We start from the raw sequence: 17,991 nt of genomic DNA on the forward strand, positions 1-17,991 counted from the left end.
GACCGGTAGGCGTTACTTCGCGTCCTCGAGGGCGTCGGCGAGGTCGTTGAAGAACGTCGTGTACGTCTGGATGCCCTCGTTCAGGTACGTGTCCGTGGGCATGTAGACGATCTGCTTGTCCTTCACCGCGGTGACGCCGGCGAGCGCCTCGGAGTTCTCGAGGATCTCGGCTGCCTGCACGTAATCGGGCGTCTCGGCCGCGAACACGGCGTCACGATCGAGGACCAGGATCCAGTCGGGGTTCGACGCGGCGATCGCCTCGACGGAGATCTCGTCTCCCTGGTGGTCGTCCGTCGCGTCGTCGACCTCGAGCGCCGGGGTGAGGCCGAGGATGTCGTAGACCGGGCCGAGCGAGCGGCCGACGGTCGGCGCGAGATAGCCGATCTCACCGCCGGAGGTGTTCACGGCCATGACGGTGTCGGCGTCGTCGTACGCGGCCTTCGCGCGCTCCACGGCAGCGTCGAACTCGTCGACCAGCTTCTTCGCCTCGTCCTGCTTTCCGAAGATCTCGCCGAGGACGGTGATCTGCCGCTTGAGCTCCTCGTCGAAGGGCTCACCCTCGCGCGGCTCGAGGTCGATGATGGTGGCATCCGGCACGAGTTCGGCGATGGCCGTGTTGTGCTGGGTGAAGCGCTGGCCGCTGATGATCAGATCCGGCTCGACCGCCACGACGGCCTCGAGGTTCGGCTCGCTGTGCAGGCCCACGTCGACGATGGCGTCGTCCTTCACATAGGAGACCGTCTCCGGCATCAGGGCCACGGCGCCGGCGGAGAGCTCCACTCCCCAATCGGACAGCGTCTGGAAGGTGCGGTTGTCGAGGGCCACGACGGATGCCGGAGGCGTCGCGATCTCGTGTTCGCCCGTGTTGTCCTCGATCGTGACGGATGCCGGTGCAGCTTCCGTCTTCTCGGGTTCGGCAGCCGCGCCTGCGGCGCAGCCGGCGAGGGCGAGAAGGCCGACGAGGCCGAGACTCGTGGCGGTGAGGGTTCTGGGCACGGACATGGAGAGGCTCCTGTTCTGCGGGATCTGCGCGCACGCGACGGGGCGCCGGACGGACGAAGTTAGGGTGACCTTGCTTCGTCATGATTAGGTTAGCCTTACTTTATGAGCGAACGAAATCCGACTTCTCGATCGAGCGTCGCGGCCTCGATCTGCGCTTCCGCAACGTCACCCTGAGCGCCCGCGAGTGGCTCGCTCCGGACTATGTGCGGGTGCGATTGACGGGCTCCGATCTCGCGGGCTTCGACTCCCCCGGCTCCGACGACCACATGCGCCTGTTCTTCCCCGCCGGCCCCACGGATTCGGTCGAGGAACTGCGCGCCGCTCCCAGCCGCGAGTACACGCCGCTGGCCTGGGGCGAGGACTGGCTCGACGTCGAGTTCGCGGTCCATGGCGATGCCGGCGTCGCGGCGCCCTGGGCGGCGAAGGCACCGCTCGGCTCGTCGATCGGCGTCGGCGGCCCGCGCGGATCCGCGGTCCTGGTCGGCACGCCCGGCTCCTGGCTGCTCGCCGGCGACGAGACGGCCATCCCCGCGATCCGCCGGTTCGCGACGCTCATCCCCACTGGCGCCCCCGCGCGCATCGTGATCGAGACAGTCTCCGCCGGTCGCGAGATCGAGCTCGACGCTCCGGTGGACGTGGAATGGCTGCACCGCGGCGACGCTCCTTCCGGCTCGGCGCTCATCGCGTTCCTCGAGGCGCTGACCGCTGACGACGCCGTCGGCGAGGATCCGTTCGTCTTCCTCGCCGCCGAGCAGTCGATCGTGAAGCCGGGCCGGGCGCTCCTCGACCGGTGGGGCGTCGATACGTCGAACGCCGTCGTGAAGGGCTACTGGAAGCGCGGCCAAGCCGAGTACCACGCCCCGCACTAGTGCGACGTCCGCGGCCCCTGGAAGACTGGCGGCATGGCACTTCTCGATCACCTGGGCATCACCGTCGACGACCTCGAGCGCGGCCGGGCGCAGTTCCACCCTGTTCTCACGGCGCTGGGCTACCGCAGCGGCGGCGAGGACGACCACTCGATCTCGTGGAACAACGGCGACGAGACCGAGATCATCCTCTACACGTGGGACGAGGACTCCGGTCCGCATCGACACGGACGCGTCGGATGGCAGCATCTCGCGTGGGCGATGGACACCCGCGAAGAGGTCGACCGGCTGCACGCGGTGGCCCTCGACGCCGGGTGGACCGCCGTGCGCGAACCCAAGGAGTATCCCCGCTACAGCGACCGGTACTACGCCTCGTTCGTCGAAGACGCCGACGGCATCCGCATCGAATTCATGTACAACCCTCCGCGCGAGCAGGCTTGACGCCCGGGCGGAGCAGGGCCCGGGATCGTTGGCTGTTCGCGGGATTGGTCTTCGCTGGCGGAGCGCTCATCGCGCTGGCGATCTGGCTGGACGTCCGCGACGGGGTGCCGTCGATGAGAAGAGGAGACCAATCCTGGGAAGCCGTCGTCGTCGGCGGGCTCGGCATCGCTTTTCTCGGCAGTGGTTTGACCGCGCTGTGGCGCGCTCGCAGATCGCGGCGGAGCACCACGAGAAAGCCGGAGAATCGCCCCTGATCGACCAGGTGATGGCGGATGCCGCCGGCCTCGTGTCAATCCGGCACACGCTGCGGCAGCTCGTCAACGTGAAGGGCGACTGACAGGAGGGGGCGGGCGGAGTGTTCTCCGCCCGCCCCTTTCCGAGTTCCGTCAGGGAGCTTCGCCTCCGGCGCGGCTGGACTCAGACGGCCGGTGCCGCCTCGGTATCGACGGCGCGGTCCGTGAAGGCCGCCTTGGGAACGAAGACGAGCAGCACGGCTGCGGCGAGCGCGGTCACGCCGCACACGACCCAGACCGTGAAGTAGCCGGCGAGCGACCCCGCCGTGCCCTCTGTCGCACCGGCCGTGGTCGCGACGCCGTTCAGCAGGGCGATGCCGAAGACGCACGACGCGATCGCGCCTCCGACCGTCTTCACCGAGTTGGTCAGCCCGGTGGCGACACCGGTCTGCGAGGCGGGGGCAGCGGATGCCGCGGCGGCCGGAAGCGCGGCGACCAGCGCACCGGAGCCGAGTCCCACGATCACCATGTTCGTGATGACCTGGGCGTACTCGTGATGGAACGGCAGGAACAGCAGGAAGCCGATGCCCACGAGCACGGACGCTCCCATCAGCGTGATCCGCGGCGACAGCCGTCGGGCGATCGTCGGGAAGAGCAGTGCACCGGTGATCATGGCGACGAGATAGACGCCGATGATGAGCGAGGTGGCGAATCCGGTCGTCCCGAGTCCGTAGCCGTACACGGTCGGGTCGGTGCGCGCGAAGGTCGACAGCGGCGCCTGCGCGCCGAGAACGCTCACCCCGAAGAGCCCGGCGGTCAGGAAGACCGGGCCGAGAGCCGGCGACCGGAACATGCGCACGTCGATCAGCGGGTCGTCGCAGCGCAGCTCCCAGAGCACGAAGGGGATGACCAGCAGGAGGCCGAGGAGCACGACGGCCCAGGACCAGGGGTTCACCAGTCCGCCCTCGAGGCGGAGCAGGCTGAGCCCGCCGGTGAAGCACACGAGGGCCAGCGAGATGAGCACGAGACCGACGGTGTCGAAGATGCCGCCGGTCGGATCCGGCGACTCCTTCACTCCGAAGAGGATCACGAAGAAGCAGACGACGATGAGCACCGCCGGAACCAGCAGCACGACGGTGAGCGGCAGCACGTCGATGAGTGCTCCGCCCACGAGCGCACCGATGATCGCGCCGCCTTCGAGAGCGGCAACGAGGAGTCCTGCCGCCTTTGCCGTGATCGACGAGCGTCCCTCCATCCGACGCGACCGCGACCAGATGAGGGCGATCTCCAGCGGGAGCCACACGACGTAGAACCCCATGAGAGCCCAGGCCGCGAGGAACACGCCGAACGAGTCGGTGAACGGGAGCACGAGGGCAGCCGCGGCGGTGAGGGCCGTCGAGATCAACAGCATCCTCTTGTGGCCGACCATGTCGCCGAGCTTCGCGAACGCGGGGACGACGAGGGCGGACAGCATGAGCTGAGCTCCCTCGAGCCAGTTCACGTCGGCGTCGTGGATGCCCAGGTGCCGGGCGATGTCGCTGAGCATCGGCGTGTAATAGCCCTGCAGCACCCCGCTGGTGAACTCGACGAAGGCGAGGAAACCGACGACGACGGCGAGGGTTCCCAGCGTGCGGGTGCGCGTCATCCGAGATCCTCTCCTTGCTCGGTTACTGAGCGAGGAGCGCAGCGACGAGTCGAAGCACACTGTAGCCGTTCGAGAAGAGCGCGATGGAATCGCTCCCCGCGCTCCAGCGCGGCGATCTCGACGCTCTCGTCGACCCCGTGGATCGACGCGCGCTGCGCGTTCGACATGTCCAGCGGTGCGAAGCGGTAGACCGCCGGCGAGAACCGGTGCAGGTGCCGCGAATCCGTGGCGGCCATCATCACGTAGGGCACCGCGGGGACCCCGGGGTGGGAGACCTCGAGCGCCTCCGCGAGGAGTGCGAACTGTGCGTTGTCGGTCGGGGACTCCGGTGACGGCTCGCTCGCCTCGACCACCTCGACGGCGACGAGCGGATCGCGGATGCGACGACGCACGCGGAACACCGTCTGTCGCGTCGTCTCCCCCAGGGCGATCCGGAGGTTCACCGTGGCCGATGCCTGGGATGGAAGCACGTTCGCCGCCGTGCCGCCGGACTGCATGGTCGGCGCGACGGTGGTGCGCACGAGAGCCGCGGGCTCACCGCCGAGCGCGGCGAACAGCCGGGCGGTCAGCAGCGGCGCCGAGCCGAGCAGGCGCAGCAGGTGGCGGGCGGGGCCCGGCGTCTGGGCGGCCAGCTGCGTCAGCATCCGTCGGATCGCCGTCGAGGCGTGCGGTCGGAACGTGGCGGGTCCGAGCCGGTCGACGGCACGCGCGATGCGCCGCACGGCCGTCAGCGACGGCGGCGCCGAGGCGTGGCCGCCCTCGCCGCGGGCCGACAGCCGCAGGGTCATCACGCCCTTCTCTCCGACTCCGATCATCGCCGCACGTCCGGGGACGAAGGGCAGCGGCGCGTCGACGACCGCGCCGCCCTCGTCGACGACGAGCCAGGGAACGATCCCGCGCTCGCGGAGGACGCGTGCGATCTCCTCTGCCGCACGCCCGTACGTCTCCTCGTTGCCACCGAAGGAGAGATACACGTCACGCGCCGGGACGAACCCGTCGGCGAGCAGATTCTCGACGGCCTCCAGCACCACGATCAGCGGGCCCTTGTCGTCCAACGCGCCGCGGCCGTGGACGGAGCCGTCGGCGATCACGCCGTCGAAGGGCGGATGGGTCCAGGCGTCGCTCTCGTCGACCGGGACGACGTCGTAGTGCGCCATCAGCACGAGCGGGCCGTCGGATGCCCCGCCGCGCCCCGCCCAGCGGAACAGGAGTCCGAAATCCGTATGCCGCTCCAGCCGCAGCTTCTCGTGCGTGAGCGGATACAGCTCGGCGATGAGGGCGACGAAGTCCTCGAACGGTCCGGACCCGCGTTCCTCGAGCTCGGCCGACACGGTGGGCAGCCGGATCATCTGCGAGAGCCGGTCGGCGATGCCGGGGCGCACGGTCGCTGTGGTCACAGTCGCCATCGTATCGAGCACCCTCTCACTGCCACTGGGTGAGCTTGTCGGGGTTTCGCACGAGGAAGATCTCGGTGATGCGATCATCTGCGACGACGAAGGACACGACCGAGTCGGTACGGCCGTTCAGCGTGGCCAGTAGCGCGATGCCATCGGCCATCTCTGTGGGATGGAGCTCGATGCCGGGGTTGAGATGCGGGATGCCGAGCAGGAACCGGGCCACGCGGTCGGCGCCGACCACGGGACGGCGCGCTGCGGACATCTTGCCGCCGCCGTCGGACCGCAGGACGACGTCGGGATCGAGCAGGGCGATGAGCCGCTCGAGCTCTCCGGTCGCCGACGCCTCGAGGAAGGCGCGCGCCACCGCGTCGTGCTGCTCACGCGTGGCCCTCCCCGCTCGACGATCCCGCACACGTCGTCGCCCCTGCGAGGCGAGCTGGCGGACCGCGTCCTGACTCCGGCCGACGGTCTCGGCGATCTCCGCGAACGGCACGCCGAACACGTCGTGCAGCACGAACGAGACGCGCTCCGCCGGCGTGAGCGACTCCAGCACCACCAGCAGCGCCATGCTCACGGATTCATCGAGCGTGACCCGATCGAGCGGATCGAGCGGTGCGGAGGACACGAGCGGAGAACTGCGCGGAAGCGGCTCGGGCAGCCACGGACCGACGTAGCTCTCGCGCCGCACCCGCGCCGATCCGAGGACGTCGAGGCAGACGCGCCCCGCGACGCGCGTGAGCCAGGCGGCCGGATTGATGATCTCGGCGCGCTCCTCCTCCGACATGCGGTACCAGCGCACATACGTCTCCTGCACGGCGTCCTCGGCGTCGGCCACGGTGCCGAGCATGCGGTACGCGAGGGCGAGAAGGTTGCGGCGTTCGGCTTCGAGAGCGTCGATATCGTCCATCGCCTCTATCCTGTCCCCGATCGGATCGTGCGTCGACACGATTCCGCCGGAGCACCTCACGTTTCCGATTCCCGCGTCGTCGGAAGAGTATGAGCCCGAACCGAGGAGAGCCCGTCATGAAGATCGCCGTCGCAGGAGGAACCGGAGTGGTCGGTCGACACACCGTCGAGGCGGTGCGAGCGGCCGGGCACGACGCCGTCGTGCTGAGCCGCTCGCACGGCGTCGATCTCGTGACCGGCGCTGGACTGGACGCTGCCCTCACCGACGTCGACGCGGTCATCGACGTCGCGAGCATCGAGACGCTCAAAGCCGCGGAGGCGATCGAGTTCTTCACCGCGGCGACGGGGAATCTCGTCTCGGCCGCCGCGGACGCCGGCGTCGCGCACATCGTGCTGCTCTCCATCGTCGGCATCGATCGCATCCCCTACGACTACTACGCGGGCAAGGTCGCACAGGAGAAGGTGATCGAGGCTTCGCGAGTGCCGTGGACGATCCAGCGCGCGACGCAGTTCCACGAGTTCGCGGCGCAGATGTTCGCGAGGGCCAAGGTCGGTCCCCTGCACGTCGCCCCGAACGCACGAACCCAGCCCATCGCCGCTCGCGAGGTCGGCGAGCGTCTCGCCGACCTCGCCGTCAGAGCGCCGCAGGGACGGGTTCCGGACCTCGCCGGCCCGCGTGAGGAGCGACTTGCCGACATGATCCGCGCCTATGCGCGCGGACAGGGCTACCACGGATGGATTCCCGCCCTGAACGTGCCCGGCCCGCAGATGGCCGGCATGCGTGCCGGAGACGCTCTCCCCGGACCGGATGCCATTCTGGGGCGACAGACCTTCGACGAATGGCTCGCCACGCGCTGACGGATGCCGCGCGGAGACGACAATGGAGGGGTGAGCCTCTTCGCCTTCGCCCCGTCACGAGGGCCGCGCTGGCCGCTCGCGCTGCAGGCCGCGCTCGGCATCGGGGTTCCGATCGCCGTGATGACCCTCCTCGGCCAGCCGGCCCTCGGATACATCGCCGCGAGCGGTGCGTTCACCGTGCTGTACGTCGGCTCAGCGCCCACCGTCGATCGGGCACGGGCGCTCCCGCTGATCGCGGCCGGCCTCGTCCTCAGCGCAGCGTCCGGCGTGCTCGTCGCGGGGAGCCCGTGGCTGGTGAGCATCGGTGTGATTGTCGTGGCGGTCGTCTCGGCCGCACTCGCCTTCGGCTTCCGCCTCGGCCCGCCGGACCCGCTGTTCTTCGTGCTGGTCTTCGGGCTCTCGGCGCACGTGGTGGCGGTCTCGGACGTCTCGCCCCTCGTGTACGTCGGCGCCCTCGCCGCCGGATGCGTCTTCTCGTACGCCGTCGCCATGGCGCCGCTGCTCGCTCCCCGGACACGGATGAAGAGCGCGCGTCGGCTGAGCACGCTGCTCCCCGGGCCCACGCTCGACACCGGCGCGCGAGTGCTCCTCCTTCGCGTCGCCATCGTCGCGGTCGTCGGCGTGCTCCTCGGCCTCGTCATCGATCCCGCGCGCACCTACTGGATCGTCGGATCGGCGGTCGCCGTGATCGGCGTCGCGGCGGCACGGAGAGAGGCGTTCCAGCGCGGGCTGCATCGCATGCTCGGCACCGTCGCCGGCACCGGCGTCTACGCGGTTCTCGCGCTGCTGCATCCGTCCGGACTCTGGCTCGCTCTTCTCCTCGCCGCGCTGCAGTTCACGATCGAGCTCGTCGTGGTGCGTCACTACGCCCTGGCTCTGGTGTTCATCACGCCGCTCGTCCTGCTGCTCACGGGAGCCGCGACCGGGGAGATCGGCGCGATGGACGTCGCCGGCGAGCGCATCGTCGACACTCTCGTCGGGGCCGCGCTCGGCGCGGCATCCGGCCTGCTGCATCCGCGGGCGGTGCCCGAGGGCCGCTGAGGACATCAGCGCTCCTCCCCAGCACCTGCAGGATTCGACTTGTCCCCAACGGCTGCCGCCGCACGCACCCCCTTGGCAGGATGGCCGTGTCCGAACAGAATGGGAGCGTGCCCGCCTTGACCGAACCTCAGACCTGGACCATGATCGGGGCGGTCATCGCCCTGATGTTCGGCATGCTCACGATCGTGTCGACGCTCTTCATCCGCATTCTCCGGGCGGAGATCAGCGGGCTGCGCGGGGAGGTGATCGGCCGGTTCGACGCCGTCGACTGGAAGTTCGAGTCCGTCAACTCCCGATTCGACTCCGTCAACTCCCGGTTCGACTCCGTGAACTCCCAGTTCGACTCCGTCAACTCCCGATTCGACTCCGTCAACTCCCGATTCGACTCCGTCAACTCCCGATTCGATGCCATCGACTCCCGCATCGACGGGCTCGACCGAGACGTCCGCGCACTCGTGAAGCACACCTTCGGGCTGGACCGAGGCTGACGACATGCCCCTCCCCGACGACGTCCGCGACTACCACCGAAAGCTCGCGCCCGAGGATCGGGAGATCTGCGACCTGCTGGCGGCGGAGATCGACCGAGGACTCCCCGAAGCGACCGCGAAGGTCTGGCATGCGCATCCTGTCTGGTTCCTCGACGGCAACCCGATCGTCGGATACGACCGCCTGAAGGATGCGGTGCGGCTGATGTTCTGGAGCGGGCAGTCCTTCGATGCCGCGGGACTCGCGCCGTCGGGTTCGTTCGAGGCCGCAGAGGTGCGTTACCGGAGCGCCGACGAGATCGACGTCGACGCGCTGGGCGCCTGGCTGTCGGCGGCTCGCGAGATCCAGTGGGACTACGAGCACATCCGCACCAACCGCGGCCTCGTCAAGCGCACGGAGTTCTGAAGCGGTCGAAGCGCGCTGGCCCGTCAGGGAACACGCGACGATCGCCGGAGGTTGCATCGAAGGGACGGACACGACCCCGAGGAGGTGCGGATGGAGCTGACCCTGGTCTCCTCGTCGTTCTGCGGCGCATGCTCGCGCACCCGTTCGGTGCTCGCCGATGCCGTGCGCTTCCTTCCGGACGCCACGATCACGGAGATCGACGTCGCCCGCGAGCCGGACGCCGCGGAGGCGCTCGAGATCCGCTTCACACCGACCGTCATCATCCGGGACGACGCCGGCGCCGAGGTCTTCCGCGCCGAGGGCGTGCCCACTGTTCCGCAGGTGCTGACCGCAGCGGTGAAAGCACTGCCGAGCTGACGCACGACCCCTTGCGGACGAGCGCGGCCCGGCGCAGACTGACCTGCATCGGGGCCGCCCCGGGTCTCGTCCGCACAACCTCGGAGTCGTCCATGCCCGATCTCAACCCGTATCTCTCCTTCCGCACCGACGCGCGGGAGGCGCTCGAGTTCTATCAGAGCGTCCTCGGCGGTGTGCTCGACATCAGCGTCTTCGGGGACTTCCCCGACATGGTGCAGGATCCGAGCCAGAACGACCTGGTGATGCACGGACAGCTGACGACACCCGAGGGCCTGGTCCTGATGGCCTCGGACACCCCCTCCGGCATGACCTACGAGAAGCCGCAGGGCATCTCGGTGTCGCTCAGCGGCAACACCCAGCAGGTCACGCAACAGGTGTGGGACAGGCTGTCCGACGGCGCGACGATCACCGTGCCGCTGGACGTCCCGCCGTGGGGCGGGACCTTCGGCATGCTCGTCGACCGGTTCGGCATCGCCTGGATGCTGCACGGCAACCCGGAGTGACCGGAGTCTCCCCGGGCTCTGCGATTCAGTGCAGCGCGTTCTCCGCGATGAAGGCCCGGAGCGCATGCTCGTCGTCGGCCATCTCGGTCACGTGCTGCGGAGCATCGAGCATCTCGCGCAGCTCCGGCGCGTAGGCGAGCTCGATGCCGATCGCCTCATGGATCGTCTCGGCGAACTTCTCGGGCTTCGCGGTCTCGAGCACGAGCATCGGCACGCCGGGCTCGAGGTACTCCCGCGCGATGCGGACCCCGTCCGCGGTGTGCGGGTCGATGATCTCGCCCGTGGTCTCGTAGACGGACCGGATCGTCGCGAGCCGGTCGTCGTGGGTCGAGGTCCCGCTGACGATGCCGAACTCCGAGACGAAGCGCGACAGGTCGGCCGAGAAGTCGAAGAAGCCCTGCTCTTCGAGGTCGCGCCATGCGCCCACGACACGGGACGCGTCCCGGCCGACGAGCTCGAAGATGAACCGCTCGAGGTTCGACGCCTTCGAGATGTCCATCGACGGGCTGGAGGTGGCCAGGGTCTGCGCCGCGCTGCGCGGACGATAGATCCCGGTGCGGAAGAACTCGTCGAGCACGTTGTTCTCGTTCGCGGCGAGGACGAGCCGGCGGATCGGGAGGCCCATCTGCTTGGCGTAGAAGCCCGACAGGATGTTGCCGAAGTTGCCGGAGGGCACCGTGAACGAGAGCTCGGTCCAGCCCCCGGCATCCGTCGCCCGCAGCCAGGCCCAGAAGTAGTACACGACCTGCGCCGTGATCCGCGCGAGGTTGATCGAGTTCACCGCGCCGAGGTGCTGGGCGCGCTTGAACACCAGGTCGCCCGCGAGGTGCTTGACGAGATTCTGGCAGTCGTCGAACACGCCCTCGACGGCGATGTTGTGCACGTTCGCGTCGTCGAGGGAGAACATCTGCGCGCGCTGGAAGGCGCTCATGCGCCCCTGCGGCGAGAGCATGAACACCGCGACGCGCTCCTTGCCGCGCAGAGCGTGTTCGGCGGCCGATCCGGTGTCACCGGAGGTGGCGCCGAGGATGTTGAGCACCGAATCCTGCCGCTCCAGGGTGTACTCGAGCGCCTGGCCGAGGAACTGCATCGCCATGTCCTTGAACGCGAGGGTCGGCCCCTCGGAGAGTCCGACCAGCGTGATGTCGTCGTCGATCGCGCGGAGCGGCACGACGCCGTCCGGGAAGTCCGCGTAGGCGTCGGCCGTCATCCGCGCGAGGTCCTCGCGAGGGATGTCGGTCGCGAACAGTCCGAGCACCTCGGTCGCGAGCTGCGGGTACGTCAAGGCGCGCCAGCGCTCGAGCGTCTCACCGTCCACCGTCGGCATGACCTCGGGGACCGCGAGTCCTCCGTCTGGCGCAAGGCCCTCCAACAGCGTCTCGCTGAACGACTGCGGCTGCATGCCGCCGCGGGTGGAGATGAACGGCACGTTGGCTCCTCGGATCGGGACTCGGCGCCTCCATTCTCTCAGGCTGCGACGGCCGCGGATGACGGGATGACGAGGGCCGGTTCAGAACAGCGAGGTCGGCAGCGCACCCTCGAGTTCGAGCAGCCAGCGCTTCGTCGCGAGGCCCTCACCCGGGTTTCCGCCCGAGTATCCGCCGAGACCGTCGCCGGCGACGACGCGGTGGCACGGCACGATGATCGGGAGCGGGTTCGCGCCCATGATCGAGCCGATACCGCGTGCGGGCACCGCCGTCCCGCTGCGCTCCGCGAGTTCGCCGTAGGTGACGGGCTTGCCGTAGCCCACGGTCTCATGGAGGGCGGTGAGCACGGCCCTCGTCGCATCGGTCTGCACGCCGAGGTCGATCGGCAGATCGAACACCGTCAGCGCTCCCGCGAAGTAGGCGGTCAGCTGGGCGAGTGCTTCCGCGAGCAGCGGATCCGGCGAGGCATCGGCATCGGCCGGCGCCGGCGCTCGCCATCCGACACGGACGATGGCCGTGCGGTCGCTGACCACGCTGATCACCCCGACCGGAGTCGAGAGTGTTCCGAACGTGGGCATGTGCCGAGGCTACTCCCGGCCACGGACACCGTGCGTCCGGGCGGCGCACCTCAGCGGCCGGATCGACTCTCCGGCGACGGGAGCCAGGCACCGTCCGGGACGTCGAGCCATCCGTTCGCGGCGGAGAGCGAGGCCGCGGCGGCCCGCAGCTCCGCGAGCGCCGGGTGGTCGAGATCGCTGCGCCACGACATCGCCCACGGGAAGAGCGGGACGGGGTCGATCACCGGAAGGAGGACGGCCCCGTCGACCGGCCGCTGCGAGGCGAGAGCGAGCACGGGCGCGCTGCGCAGGCGCAGGTGCTGCGCGAGCTCCTCCCCTCCCGCGACCACGGGGTGGCCGATCGCGGGATCGATGCCGAAGGGCGCGAGCAGCTGCGCGGTGGCGTCGATCCACCCCTCGGTCACGTGACCTCCCGCCCGCGAGCAGACGCGGGTTCCGCGAAGGTCCTCGAAGGGCACGATGTCCCGGCTCGCCAGCGGATGCCCGTCGGGGACGAGCACCGCGAGCGGTTCGAAGCGGACGAGCTGAGTCGACATCTCGGGCGACGGGCGGCTCACGCGATCGAAGACGACGTCCGCCGATCCGCCTCGGCCGCCGCCGCGCTGACCGAACCGGGCGATGAACTCGCTCCCCGGCGCCCGGCTCCGCACAGCCTCCAGCACGAGAGCCGGGGTCAGCTCCGCGTCCACCACGTCGACGACGAGCGGCTCGTGGTCGCGGAGCTCGCGCAGGGCGAGGTCGTGCAGCGCGAGGAGCTCCTTGGCACGCGGCAGCAGCCGGCGACCGGCATCCGTCAGGTCGACGCTGCGGGTGGAGCGGATGAGCAGCGACGTGCCGATCCGATCCTCGAGCCGCCGGATGTCGCGACTCAGCGCCTGCTGCGCGATGAACAGCCGCTCGGCGGCGCGACGGAAATGCAGCTCCTCCGCCACCGTGACGAAATGCCGCAGCAGACGCAGCTCCAGCTCATCGGCCATGGTCCCGTTATAGCCGATTCACAACAGGAATGCGTCAATGATTCCGACGAGCACCGCGCGTCAGGCGAGCATCGGTCTCAGGCGAGCAGCGTTCGCGTGTCGGCGGCATCGATCAACCGCTGATCGTGCGAGGCGACCAGCACGGCGATGCCGTCGTCCGCGAGATCGCGCAGCAGGGCGATGAGCCGATCGGCCGTGAGCCGGTCGAGGCTGGCCGTGGGTTCGTCGGCCATGATGACGGCGGGCTGCTGGAGCAATGCTCGCGCGAACGCGACCCGCTGACGCTCGCCGCCGGAGAGACGCTCGGGGTAGTACCCCGCCCGCGCACCGACGCCGAGACGATGCAGCAGATCGCGGGCGCGCCGTGCGTGCACGCGGCTCCGCTTCTCGGGCAGGGCCGGCAGCAGGACATTCTCCAACGCCGTCAGCCCAGGCACGAGACTCCCCCGCTGATCGAGGTATCCGACGTGCTTCCGACGGCGGGCGGTGATCACGTCGTCGGCGAGCCCCGTGATCTCGAGCCCCTCCCAGGTCACCGCGCCCCCTGCCGGAGGCACGAGACCGGCGGCGACGCGCAGGACGCTGGTCTTGCCGGAGCCGCTGCGTCCGGCGAGGCAGTGCATACGGCCGCGTTCGAGCGACAGGTCGAAGTCGTCCACGATGATCAGCGGTTCGTCGCCCGGCCGTTCGAACCGGATGGAGACACCGTCGAGCCCCACCGCCGCGCCCAGGAGCTCTAGGCTCCTCGGTCGTGGAGCCGCGGCATCCTCCGCACCTTCGGCGTCGATGCTCATTCCGTGCCTCCTCTGATCCTGATCGCCAGGGCGAGCATCGCGCTCGCCGCACCGGCGACGAGTGCGGTCAGCACCGGCACGATCCCGCTCGACCATCCCAGCAGGATCGACGCCAGCACGGCGATCGCTCCCGTCGCGATCAGCGCTGGGACGCCGATCGTCACGCCCTCCACGCGCTGAGCCATGGCGATCTGCGATCCGGTCCAGCCAGCCGCACGAAGCAACGACCACTGCTCCGCCCGACGTTCGAGATCCACTCGTCTGGCCACTCGGGCGAGCAGCAGACCACCGACGATGCCGATCACCCCGAGCACCGCCTGCGGCAGCACCTGCTGCGCGGACGAGAGCAGCGCGAGACTGCTCTGCCCGGCGTGCAGACGTCCCGACATCATCGTCTCGGCAACCGCCGCGGCGGCCACGCCGACGACGATCACGGCGAAGAGGTGCACGAGGCTCGTCGGCGCGTGGACCAGCGCCTGGCGCACTCCGAATCCCGCGACGGTGCGCGCTCCGACCCTGTGTGACCGACGATCGGCGGGCGTAGCCCCTCCGCGACGCGATGCCTCGAGAATCGCCAGAGCGGACGTGAGCGAGAGCACGACCACACTCAGCCCTCCGGCGACTCCGGCGAGGGGTGAGAATCCGGAGAGCAACCAGGCGGCGGCAGAGACGATCGCCACCGTGAGCAGGCCGGGGAGCTCTTCGGCCGCGAACCAGCGGAGAATCCGATGTCGCGTGAACCCGATCTCGCGCAGGACCACGGCCACGTTCCGTCGCGCGGGCACCGCGGCGAACTGGGTCGCACCGAGCAGGAGAAGCCCCGCGGCGAGCGCGATGCCGAGCATCGCCCACACGGTCGACGACACCGCGAGCTCCACTCGCGCTGCCGCGCCGAGTTCAGACCAGCTCTGCACGATCGTTCCGAGTCGTCCGACGGACTGCGGCTGGGCCGGATCATCGGTGCCGAAGGCGTATCCGTCGACGGCCAGTTCGACCGCTCGCGGCGAGGAGCCGGCGATGATCGTCGCGGTGAATCCCGCCTCCTCGATCTGTTGAGCCACCCGCACGACTTCGCGCTGCGCTGCGGGCGTGTATCCGTCGAGCCCGCCGACGCGCACTCGGACGGAGGCGATCGGTGATTCGTCGCCCCACAGCGCCGCGCTTCGGATCGATCCGATCGCTACCGTGCGTGGCGACACCAACCCGAGCCCGGAGACGCTGGGGCGCATCGTCGCTCCGGCGTTCTCGCCGCCGATGATCGTCGAATCGACTGCACCGTATGCACCGATCGGCACGTAATCCGCGGCGGCTTCATCGATGGCCAACGCGTCGGGATCGAACGACCCGACGGGGATCGCCGTCGAGCCTTCCCGCTCGGTGCGACTGGCATCGCTGAACAGCGAAGGCGAGGTGTACGCCGACTCGGTTCCCGCTCGCGCGGGGTCGGCACCAAGCTGCAGGGAGTCCGCAAACGCTCCATATGCGTGCAGCGCGGCCGAGTAGCCGGACGGTTCCAGCACGATCCCGCCGTCCGACGAGCCGTAGACGGCCGGCGCTCCCTTGCCGATGGTCTGGATGCGCAGACTGTTCCACGACACGACTCCCGCGTCGGCGACGGCGGAGGTGCCCGGCCAGGCCACTCGTTCGGCACCGGCAAGGAACGGGTTCAGCAGGCTCGACACATCGGCGACGCTGGTGCCCAGCGGTGCGCCGATGCCGTCGGTGTCAATGCCGGCAGGAAGGACGTAGCCGTCGCCGCTCCGTTCGGCGCCGCCGAATCCCTCGATCTCGATCTTCAACGTCAGCGGGGCGATCTCAGCCTCGCTCACGATGAGCGGCGTGAAGCCGGCGCCGGCGATCCCGGCTCGGATCTGCGCGTCGAGATCCTCCCCGTTGTCACGAAGCAGGCGGCGGATGTCGTCGATGGCGGCCGGATCGTTCAGAGCCGTGGCTGCGCCCAGTTCCGCTGCCAGCATCGCGTTGAATCCGGCACCGAACTCCGCTCCCGGACCCTCCGCCCATGCCTGCATCGCCTCGACGTCGGCCTGGTCCACGTCGGCGACCGACAGAAGCGGTTCGAGGAAGGCACCCTCGTCGCCGAGAAGCGCACGTTCGGATGTCGGGTCGACGAGCGTGATCCTCGTCACCGGCTGCGGTGCGACGGGAAGCGCGAGGGCGATGACGTCTTCTCCCGGCGCAGCGTGCGCCCTGCTCCACTCCCCGGTGCCGCCCTGCGTCCCCGCCGCGGGACCGCTGCTCAGCGGGTTGTAGCAGAGCTCACTCACCAGCGCGGGGTAGCGTTGCCGGTCGACGTCGTGAGTCGTCCCGTTCCACCCGTAGCCGACAACTCCGTTCATGCACTCCTCGAGGGCTTCCGCGGACGGGGGGTCGTCTCCGACACCGTCCACGACCAGTGGGATGCTGGACCTCTCGACGATGCGCTCGCCGAGTCCGTCGTCCGTCGCGTAGGTGAGGGTCATCCGGTACGCCTGCGGTGGGATCGCTTGCTGGACCACGGCACGGGGCAGCACGACCGCTGGCGCGCTAGGCCGCAGAGCCGGGACGAGGATCTCTCCGATAGGTGCGGCGACCTCGACGTTCTCGACCGCGGCGATCCGCTGCCAGTCCGCGATGCTCAGCCCCGACGACCCTCCGGCGAGAGCGTTGGGCGGCAGGGCGTCACCGGTGACCGCGGGCTCTTCGTCCGGCGGCGTGACGAGGATGTCATAACTGCCGCGCCAGTTCTCGCTGATTGTCGTCCCCAGCGCGACGGCGGCGGCGGATTGCACCGCCGATCCGGCAACCGCGGTCGCACAGAGCAGCACCACCGCGGTGAGACGCAGCGGCTGCCGTCGAAGCCGGCGGAACGGGCCGGGCACGCGCGACCGCGTCACCGCCCGGTCTCCGTGCACACGGCGATCCGCTGTTCGTCGTCGCGGGCAAACAGTACGATCGTGGCGCGGGCGTCGACGCAGATCGTGGGGGTGACGGCGGCGACTCCGGACCGCAGCCGAAGCGGAGCGAACGACGCGCCCTCGACCACGAACCCCGGGGCGGCGGCCGTCGTCTCGTCGAAAAGCCCTGCGGCGACCGCCACGACCGTCTCCGGTGTCGAGTCGGCCATGTCGGCCGCGTCCGAGGCAAGCAGCTCACGGGCCGCGCTGCACAGGGCAACCTCGTCCGTGTCCTCGGCCGCCGGGACGCGATACGACACGGTGAAGAACGGCGCGTCCGCTGCGTCGCCCCCGTCGATGCAGAGCACTCGGGCGTCGACGGTGCTCGCCGCCGGGGCGGGTGCCGCGTCAGGACTGCCGAACACGCCGGACAGAGCAGCGGCGGCGTACGACCCGCTCACGACGGTCACCGCGCTGAGAGCCAGGACCGCGACGCGCATGAGCAGCCGCCGACGACGGCTCATCTCGTCGATGCGTTCCTCGATCTGCTCGCCGATCACCCCGAGGGCGGCATCGAGGTAGATGCCTTCCTTGGGCCCGTTGTTCATGTTTCACCTCGCAGCGCGACCCGGATACTCGCCCTCGCGCGTTGCAGGCGTTTCGCGAGGGCGGCGGAGGAGAGCCCGAGATGCGCTGCCGCCTCGTCGTAGGAGTACCCCTCGACGAGGCACAGGTGAATGATCCGCCGATCGATGCCGCCGAGACGATCAACCGCCTGCCGCACCCAGCTGAGCTCCTCCATCCGCTCCTGCCGCACCCGATCTCCGGGAAGGAGCTCCTCGACCAGCGGCAGAGCCGAGCGCCGTGCACGCGTCGCGTTGCGGCAGAGATTGCGACATGTGACGAGCAGCCAGGGAAGCGCCGAAGACTCGTGGATGCGGATGTCGCGCAGTCGCCGCCAGGCGATCAGGAAGGCCTCCTGCACGATGTCCTCGGCATCCGAATCCGCGCGCATCATGCTCCACGCGTAGAGGTACACCGCCTTGGAATGCCGCGCGTACAGGGCGGAGAAGGCGCCGCGATCACCTCGTCGGGCGAGCCGGATCAGCTCGCCGTCGGCCTCGGTGGCATACATCGGTCTCCCTGCGTCTTCCTGCCCGCTCTCATCATGCAGTGTCCGG

Annotated in this window: 20 protein-coding genes; 9 read left to right on the forward strand and 11 right to left on the reverse strand. The window is 69.6% G+C overall.

Annotation, left to right across the window (positions count from 1 at the left end; genetic code table 11):
* Positions 1–12 precede the first annotated feature (12 nt).
* On the reverse strand, positions 13–1,002 hold the full coding sequence (locus tag ABD648_RS07850; RefSeq protein WP_282214405.1) for a siderophore ABC transporter substrate-binding protein: 990 nt from the start codon (positions 1,000–1,002) through the stop codon (positions 13–15).
* Positions 1,003–1,082: 80 nt separating this feature from the next.
* Here ABD648_RS07850 and ABD648_RS07855 point away from each other — a divergent pair, with 80 nt between their 5' ends.
* The 3 genes from ABD648_RS07855 (at position 1,083) to ABD648_RS07865 (ending at position 2,646) form a co-directional block, all read left to right on the forward strand.
* A complete protein-coding gene (locus ABD648_RS07855) occupies positions 1,083–1,871 on the forward strand; it encodes a siderophore-interacting protein (protein ID WP_282214406.1) in 789 nt (262 codons plus the stop codon).
* Positions 1,872–1,904: 33 nt separating this feature from the next.
* The gene (locus ABD648_RS07860; RefSeq protein WP_282214407.1) at positions 1,905–2,309 is read left to right on the forward strand and encodes a VOC family protein; all 405 of its coding nucleotides are present in this window, start codon (positions 1,905–1,907) and stop codon (positions 2,307–2,309) included.
* Positions 2,310–2,505: 196 nt separating this feature from the next.
* A complete protein-coding gene (locus tag ABD648_RS07865) occupies positions 2,506–2,646 on the forward strand; it encodes a hypothetical protein (RefSeq protein WP_282217556.1) in 141 nt (46 codons plus the stop codon).
* 80 nt (positions 2,647–2,726) lie between these two features.
* Here ABD648_RS07865 and ABD648_RS07870 read toward each other — a convergent pair whose 3' ends face one another.
* The 3 genes from ABD648_RS07870 to sigJ are packed head-to-tail and all read right to left on the reverse strand — an operon-like array spanning position 2,727 to position 6,491.
* Positions 2,727–4,187: an MFS transporter gene (locus tag ABD648_RS07870; RefSeq protein ID WP_282214408.1), complete on the reverse strand. Its 1,461-nt coding sequence runs from the start codon at positions 4,185–4,187 to the stop codon at positions 2,727–2,729.
* Complete coding sequence (locus ABD648_RS07875) at positions 4,184–5,584, reverse strand: M20/M25/M40 family metallo-hydrolase (RefSeq protein WP_282214409.1); 1,401 nt, start codon at positions 5,582–5,584, stop codon at positions 4,184–4,186. Before ABD648_RS07875 ends, ABD648_RS07870 begins: the two co-directional genes overlap by 4 nt.
* 25 nt (positions 5,585–5,609) lie before the next feature.
* Entirely contained in the window at positions 5,610–6,491 is an 882-nt protein-coding gene (gene sigJ, locus ABD648_RS07880; protein ID WP_282214410.1) for an RNA polymerase sigma factor SigJ, read from the reverse strand.
* 116 nt (positions 6,492–6,607) lie between these two features.
* On the opposite strand from sigJ, the gene ABD648_RS07885 reads away from it, so the two are divergent.
* The 6 genes from ABD648_RS07885 (at position 6,608) to ABD648_RS07910 (ending at position 10,140) form a co-directional block, all read left to right on the forward strand.
* The gene (locus ABD648_RS07885) at positions 6,608–7,348 is read left to right on the forward strand and encodes an SDR family oxidoreductase (RefSeq protein WP_282214411.1); all 741 of its coding nucleotides are present in this window, start codon (positions 6,608–6,610) and stop codon (positions 7,346–7,348) included.
* Positions 7,349–7,378: 30 nt separating this feature from the next.
* A complete protein-coding gene (locus ABD648_RS07890; protein WP_282214412.1) occupies positions 7,379–8,389 on the forward strand; it encodes an FUSC family protein in 1,011 nt (336 codons plus the stop codon).
* A gap of 107 nt (positions 8,390–8,496) precedes the next feature.
* On the forward strand, positions 8,497–8,877 hold the full coding sequence (locus tag ABD648_RS07895) for a hypothetical protein (protein ID WP_282214413.1): 381 nt from the start codon (positions 8,497–8,499) through the stop codon (positions 8,875–8,877).
* A 4-nt stretch (positions 8,878–8,881) separates the two neighbouring features.
* A complete protein-coding gene (locus ABD648_RS07900; RefSeq protein ID WP_282214414.1) occupies positions 8,882–9,280 on the forward strand; it encodes a DUF1801 domain-containing protein in 399 nt (132 codons plus the stop codon).
* A 90-nt stretch (positions 9,281–9,370) separates the two neighbouring features.
* Positions 9,371–9,637 (forward strand): glutaredoxin family protein, encoded by a 267-nt coding sequence (locus tag ABD648_RS07905; RefSeq protein ID WP_282214415.1) that lies wholly within the window; start codon positions 9,371–9,373, stop codon positions 9,635–9,637.
* A 92-nt stretch (positions 9,638–9,729) separates the two neighbouring features.
* Positions 9,730–10,140, forward strand: a complete 411-nt coding sequence (locus ABD648_RS07910; protein ID WP_282214416.1) for a VOC family protein — start codon at positions 9,730–9,732, stop codon at positions 10,138–10,140.
* A 25-nt stretch (positions 10,141–10,165) separates the two neighbouring features.
* On the opposite strand, the gene thrC is transcribed toward ABD648_RS07910, so the two are convergent.
* The 7 genes from thrC to ABD648_RS07945 all read right to left on the reverse strand — a co-directional run bounded on the left by thrC (position 10,166) and on the right by ABD648_RS07945 (position 17,945).
* Positions 10,166–11,569, reverse strand: a complete 1,404-nt coding sequence (thrC, locus tag ABD648_RS07915) for a threonine synthase (protein WP_282214417.1) — start codon at positions 11,567–11,569, stop codon at positions 10,166–10,168.
* A gap of 81 nt (positions 11,570–11,650) precedes the next feature.
* Entirely contained in the window at positions 11,651–12,145 is a 495-nt protein-coding gene (locus ABD648_RS07920) for a methylated-DNA--[protein]-cysteine S-methyltransferase (protein WP_282214418.1), read from the reverse strand.
* A 50-nt stretch (positions 12,146–12,195) separates the two neighbouring features.
* On the reverse strand, positions 12,196–13,122 hold the full coding sequence (locus tag ABD648_RS07925; RefSeq protein ID WP_282214419.1) for a LysR family transcriptional regulator: 927 nt from the start codon (positions 13,120–13,122) through the stop codon (positions 12,196–12,198).
* A 77-nt stretch (positions 13,123–13,199) separates the two neighbouring features.
* A complete protein-coding gene (locus ABD648_RS07930; RefSeq protein ID WP_282214420.1) occupies positions 13,200–13,916 on the reverse strand; it encodes an ABC transporter ATP-binding protein in 717 nt (238 codons plus the stop codon).
* On the reverse strand, positions 13,913–16,810 hold the full coding sequence (locus tag ABD648_RS07935; protein ID WP_282214421.1) for a hypothetical protein: 2,898 nt from the start codon (positions 16,808–16,810) through the stop codon (positions 13,913–13,915). Before ABD648_RS07935 ends, ABD648_RS07930 begins: the two co-directional genes overlap by 4 nt.
* Positions 16,807–17,418 carry a hypothetical protein gene (locus ABD648_RS07940; RefSeq protein WP_282214422.1) on the reverse strand — a complete coding sequence of 204 codons (612 nt, stop codon included), beginning with the start codon at positions 17,416–17,418 and terminating at the stop codon, positions 16,807–16,809. The genes ABD648_RS07935 and ABD648_RS07940 overlap by 4 nt, the downstream gene beginning before the upstream one ends.
* Positions 17,415–17,945 carry an RNA polymerase sigma factor gene (locus tag ABD648_RS07945; protein WP_282214423.1) on the reverse strand — a complete coding sequence of 177 codons (531 nt, stop codon included), beginning with the start codon at positions 17,943–17,945 and terminating at the stop codon, positions 17,415–17,417. The genes ABD648_RS07940 and ABD648_RS07945 overlap by 4 nt, the downstream gene beginning before the upstream one ends.
* Positions 17,946–17,991: the final 46 nt, after the last annotated feature.

This window comes from Microbacterium luteolum (assembly GCF_039533965.1).
Classification (GTDB): Bacteria; Actinomycetota; Actinomycetes; order Actinomycetales; family Microbacteriaceae; genus Microbacterium; species Microbacterium luteolum.

Excerpts from the sequence above, each read along its gene's own strand:
- ABD648_RS07850 (WP_282214405.1), bottom strand. The coding sequence starts at position 1,002 with ATGTCCGTGCCCAGAACCCTCACCGCCACGAGTCTCGGCCTCGTCGGC.
- ABD648_RS07855 (WP_282214406.1), top strand. The coding sequence starts at position 1,083 with ATGATTAGGTTAGCCTTACTTTATGAGCGAACGAAATCCGACTTCTCG.
- ABD648_RS07860 (WP_282214407.1), top strand. The coding sequence starts at position 1,905 with ATGGCACTTCTCGATCACCTGGGCATCACCGTCGACGACCTCGAGCGC.
- ABD648_RS07870 (WP_282214408.1), bottom strand. The coding sequence starts at position 4,187 with ATGACGCGCACCCGCACGCTGGGAACCCTCGCCGTCGTCGTCGGTTTC.
- sigJ (WP_282214410.1), bottom strand. The coding sequence starts at position 6,491 with ATGGACGATATCGACGCTCTCGAAGCCGAACGCCGCAACCTTCTCGCC.
- ABD648_RS07885 (WP_282214411.1), top strand. The coding sequence starts at position 6,608 with ATGAAGATCGCCGTCGCAGGAGGAACCGGAGTGGTCGGTCGACACACC.
- ABD648_RS07900 (WP_282214414.1), top strand. The coding sequence starts at position 8,882 with ATGCCCCTCCCCGACGACGTCCGCGACTACCACCGAAAGCTCGCGCCC.
- ABD648_RS07905 (WP_282214415.1), top strand. The coding sequence starts at position 9,371 with ATGGAGCTGACCCTGGTCTCCTCGTCGTTCTGCGGCGCATGCTCGCGC.
- ABD648_RS07910 (WP_282214416.1), top strand. The coding sequence starts at position 9,730 with ATGCCCGATCTCAACCCGTATCTCTCCTTCCGCACCGACGCGCGGGAG.
- ABD648_RS07920 (WP_282214418.1), bottom strand. The coding sequence starts at position 12,145 with ATGCCCACGTTCGGAACACTCTCGACTCCGGTCGGGGTGATCAGCGTG.
- ABD648_RS07925 (WP_282214419.1), bottom strand. The coding sequence starts at position 13,122 with ATGGCCGATGAGCTGGAGCTGCGTCTGCTGCGGCATTTCGTCACGGTG.
- ABD648_RS07930 (WP_282214420.1), bottom strand. The coding sequence starts at position 13,916 with ATGAGCATCGACGCCGAAGGTGCGGAGGATGCCGCGGCTCCACGACCG.
- ABD648_RS07940 (WP_282214422.1), bottom strand. The coding sequence starts at position 17,418 with ATGAACAACGGGCCCAAGGAAGGCATCTACCTCGATGCCGCCCTCGGG.
- ABD648_RS07945 (WP_282214423.1), bottom strand. The coding sequence starts at position 17,945 with ATGTATGCCACCGAGGCCGACGGCGAGCTGATCCGGCTCGCCCGACGA.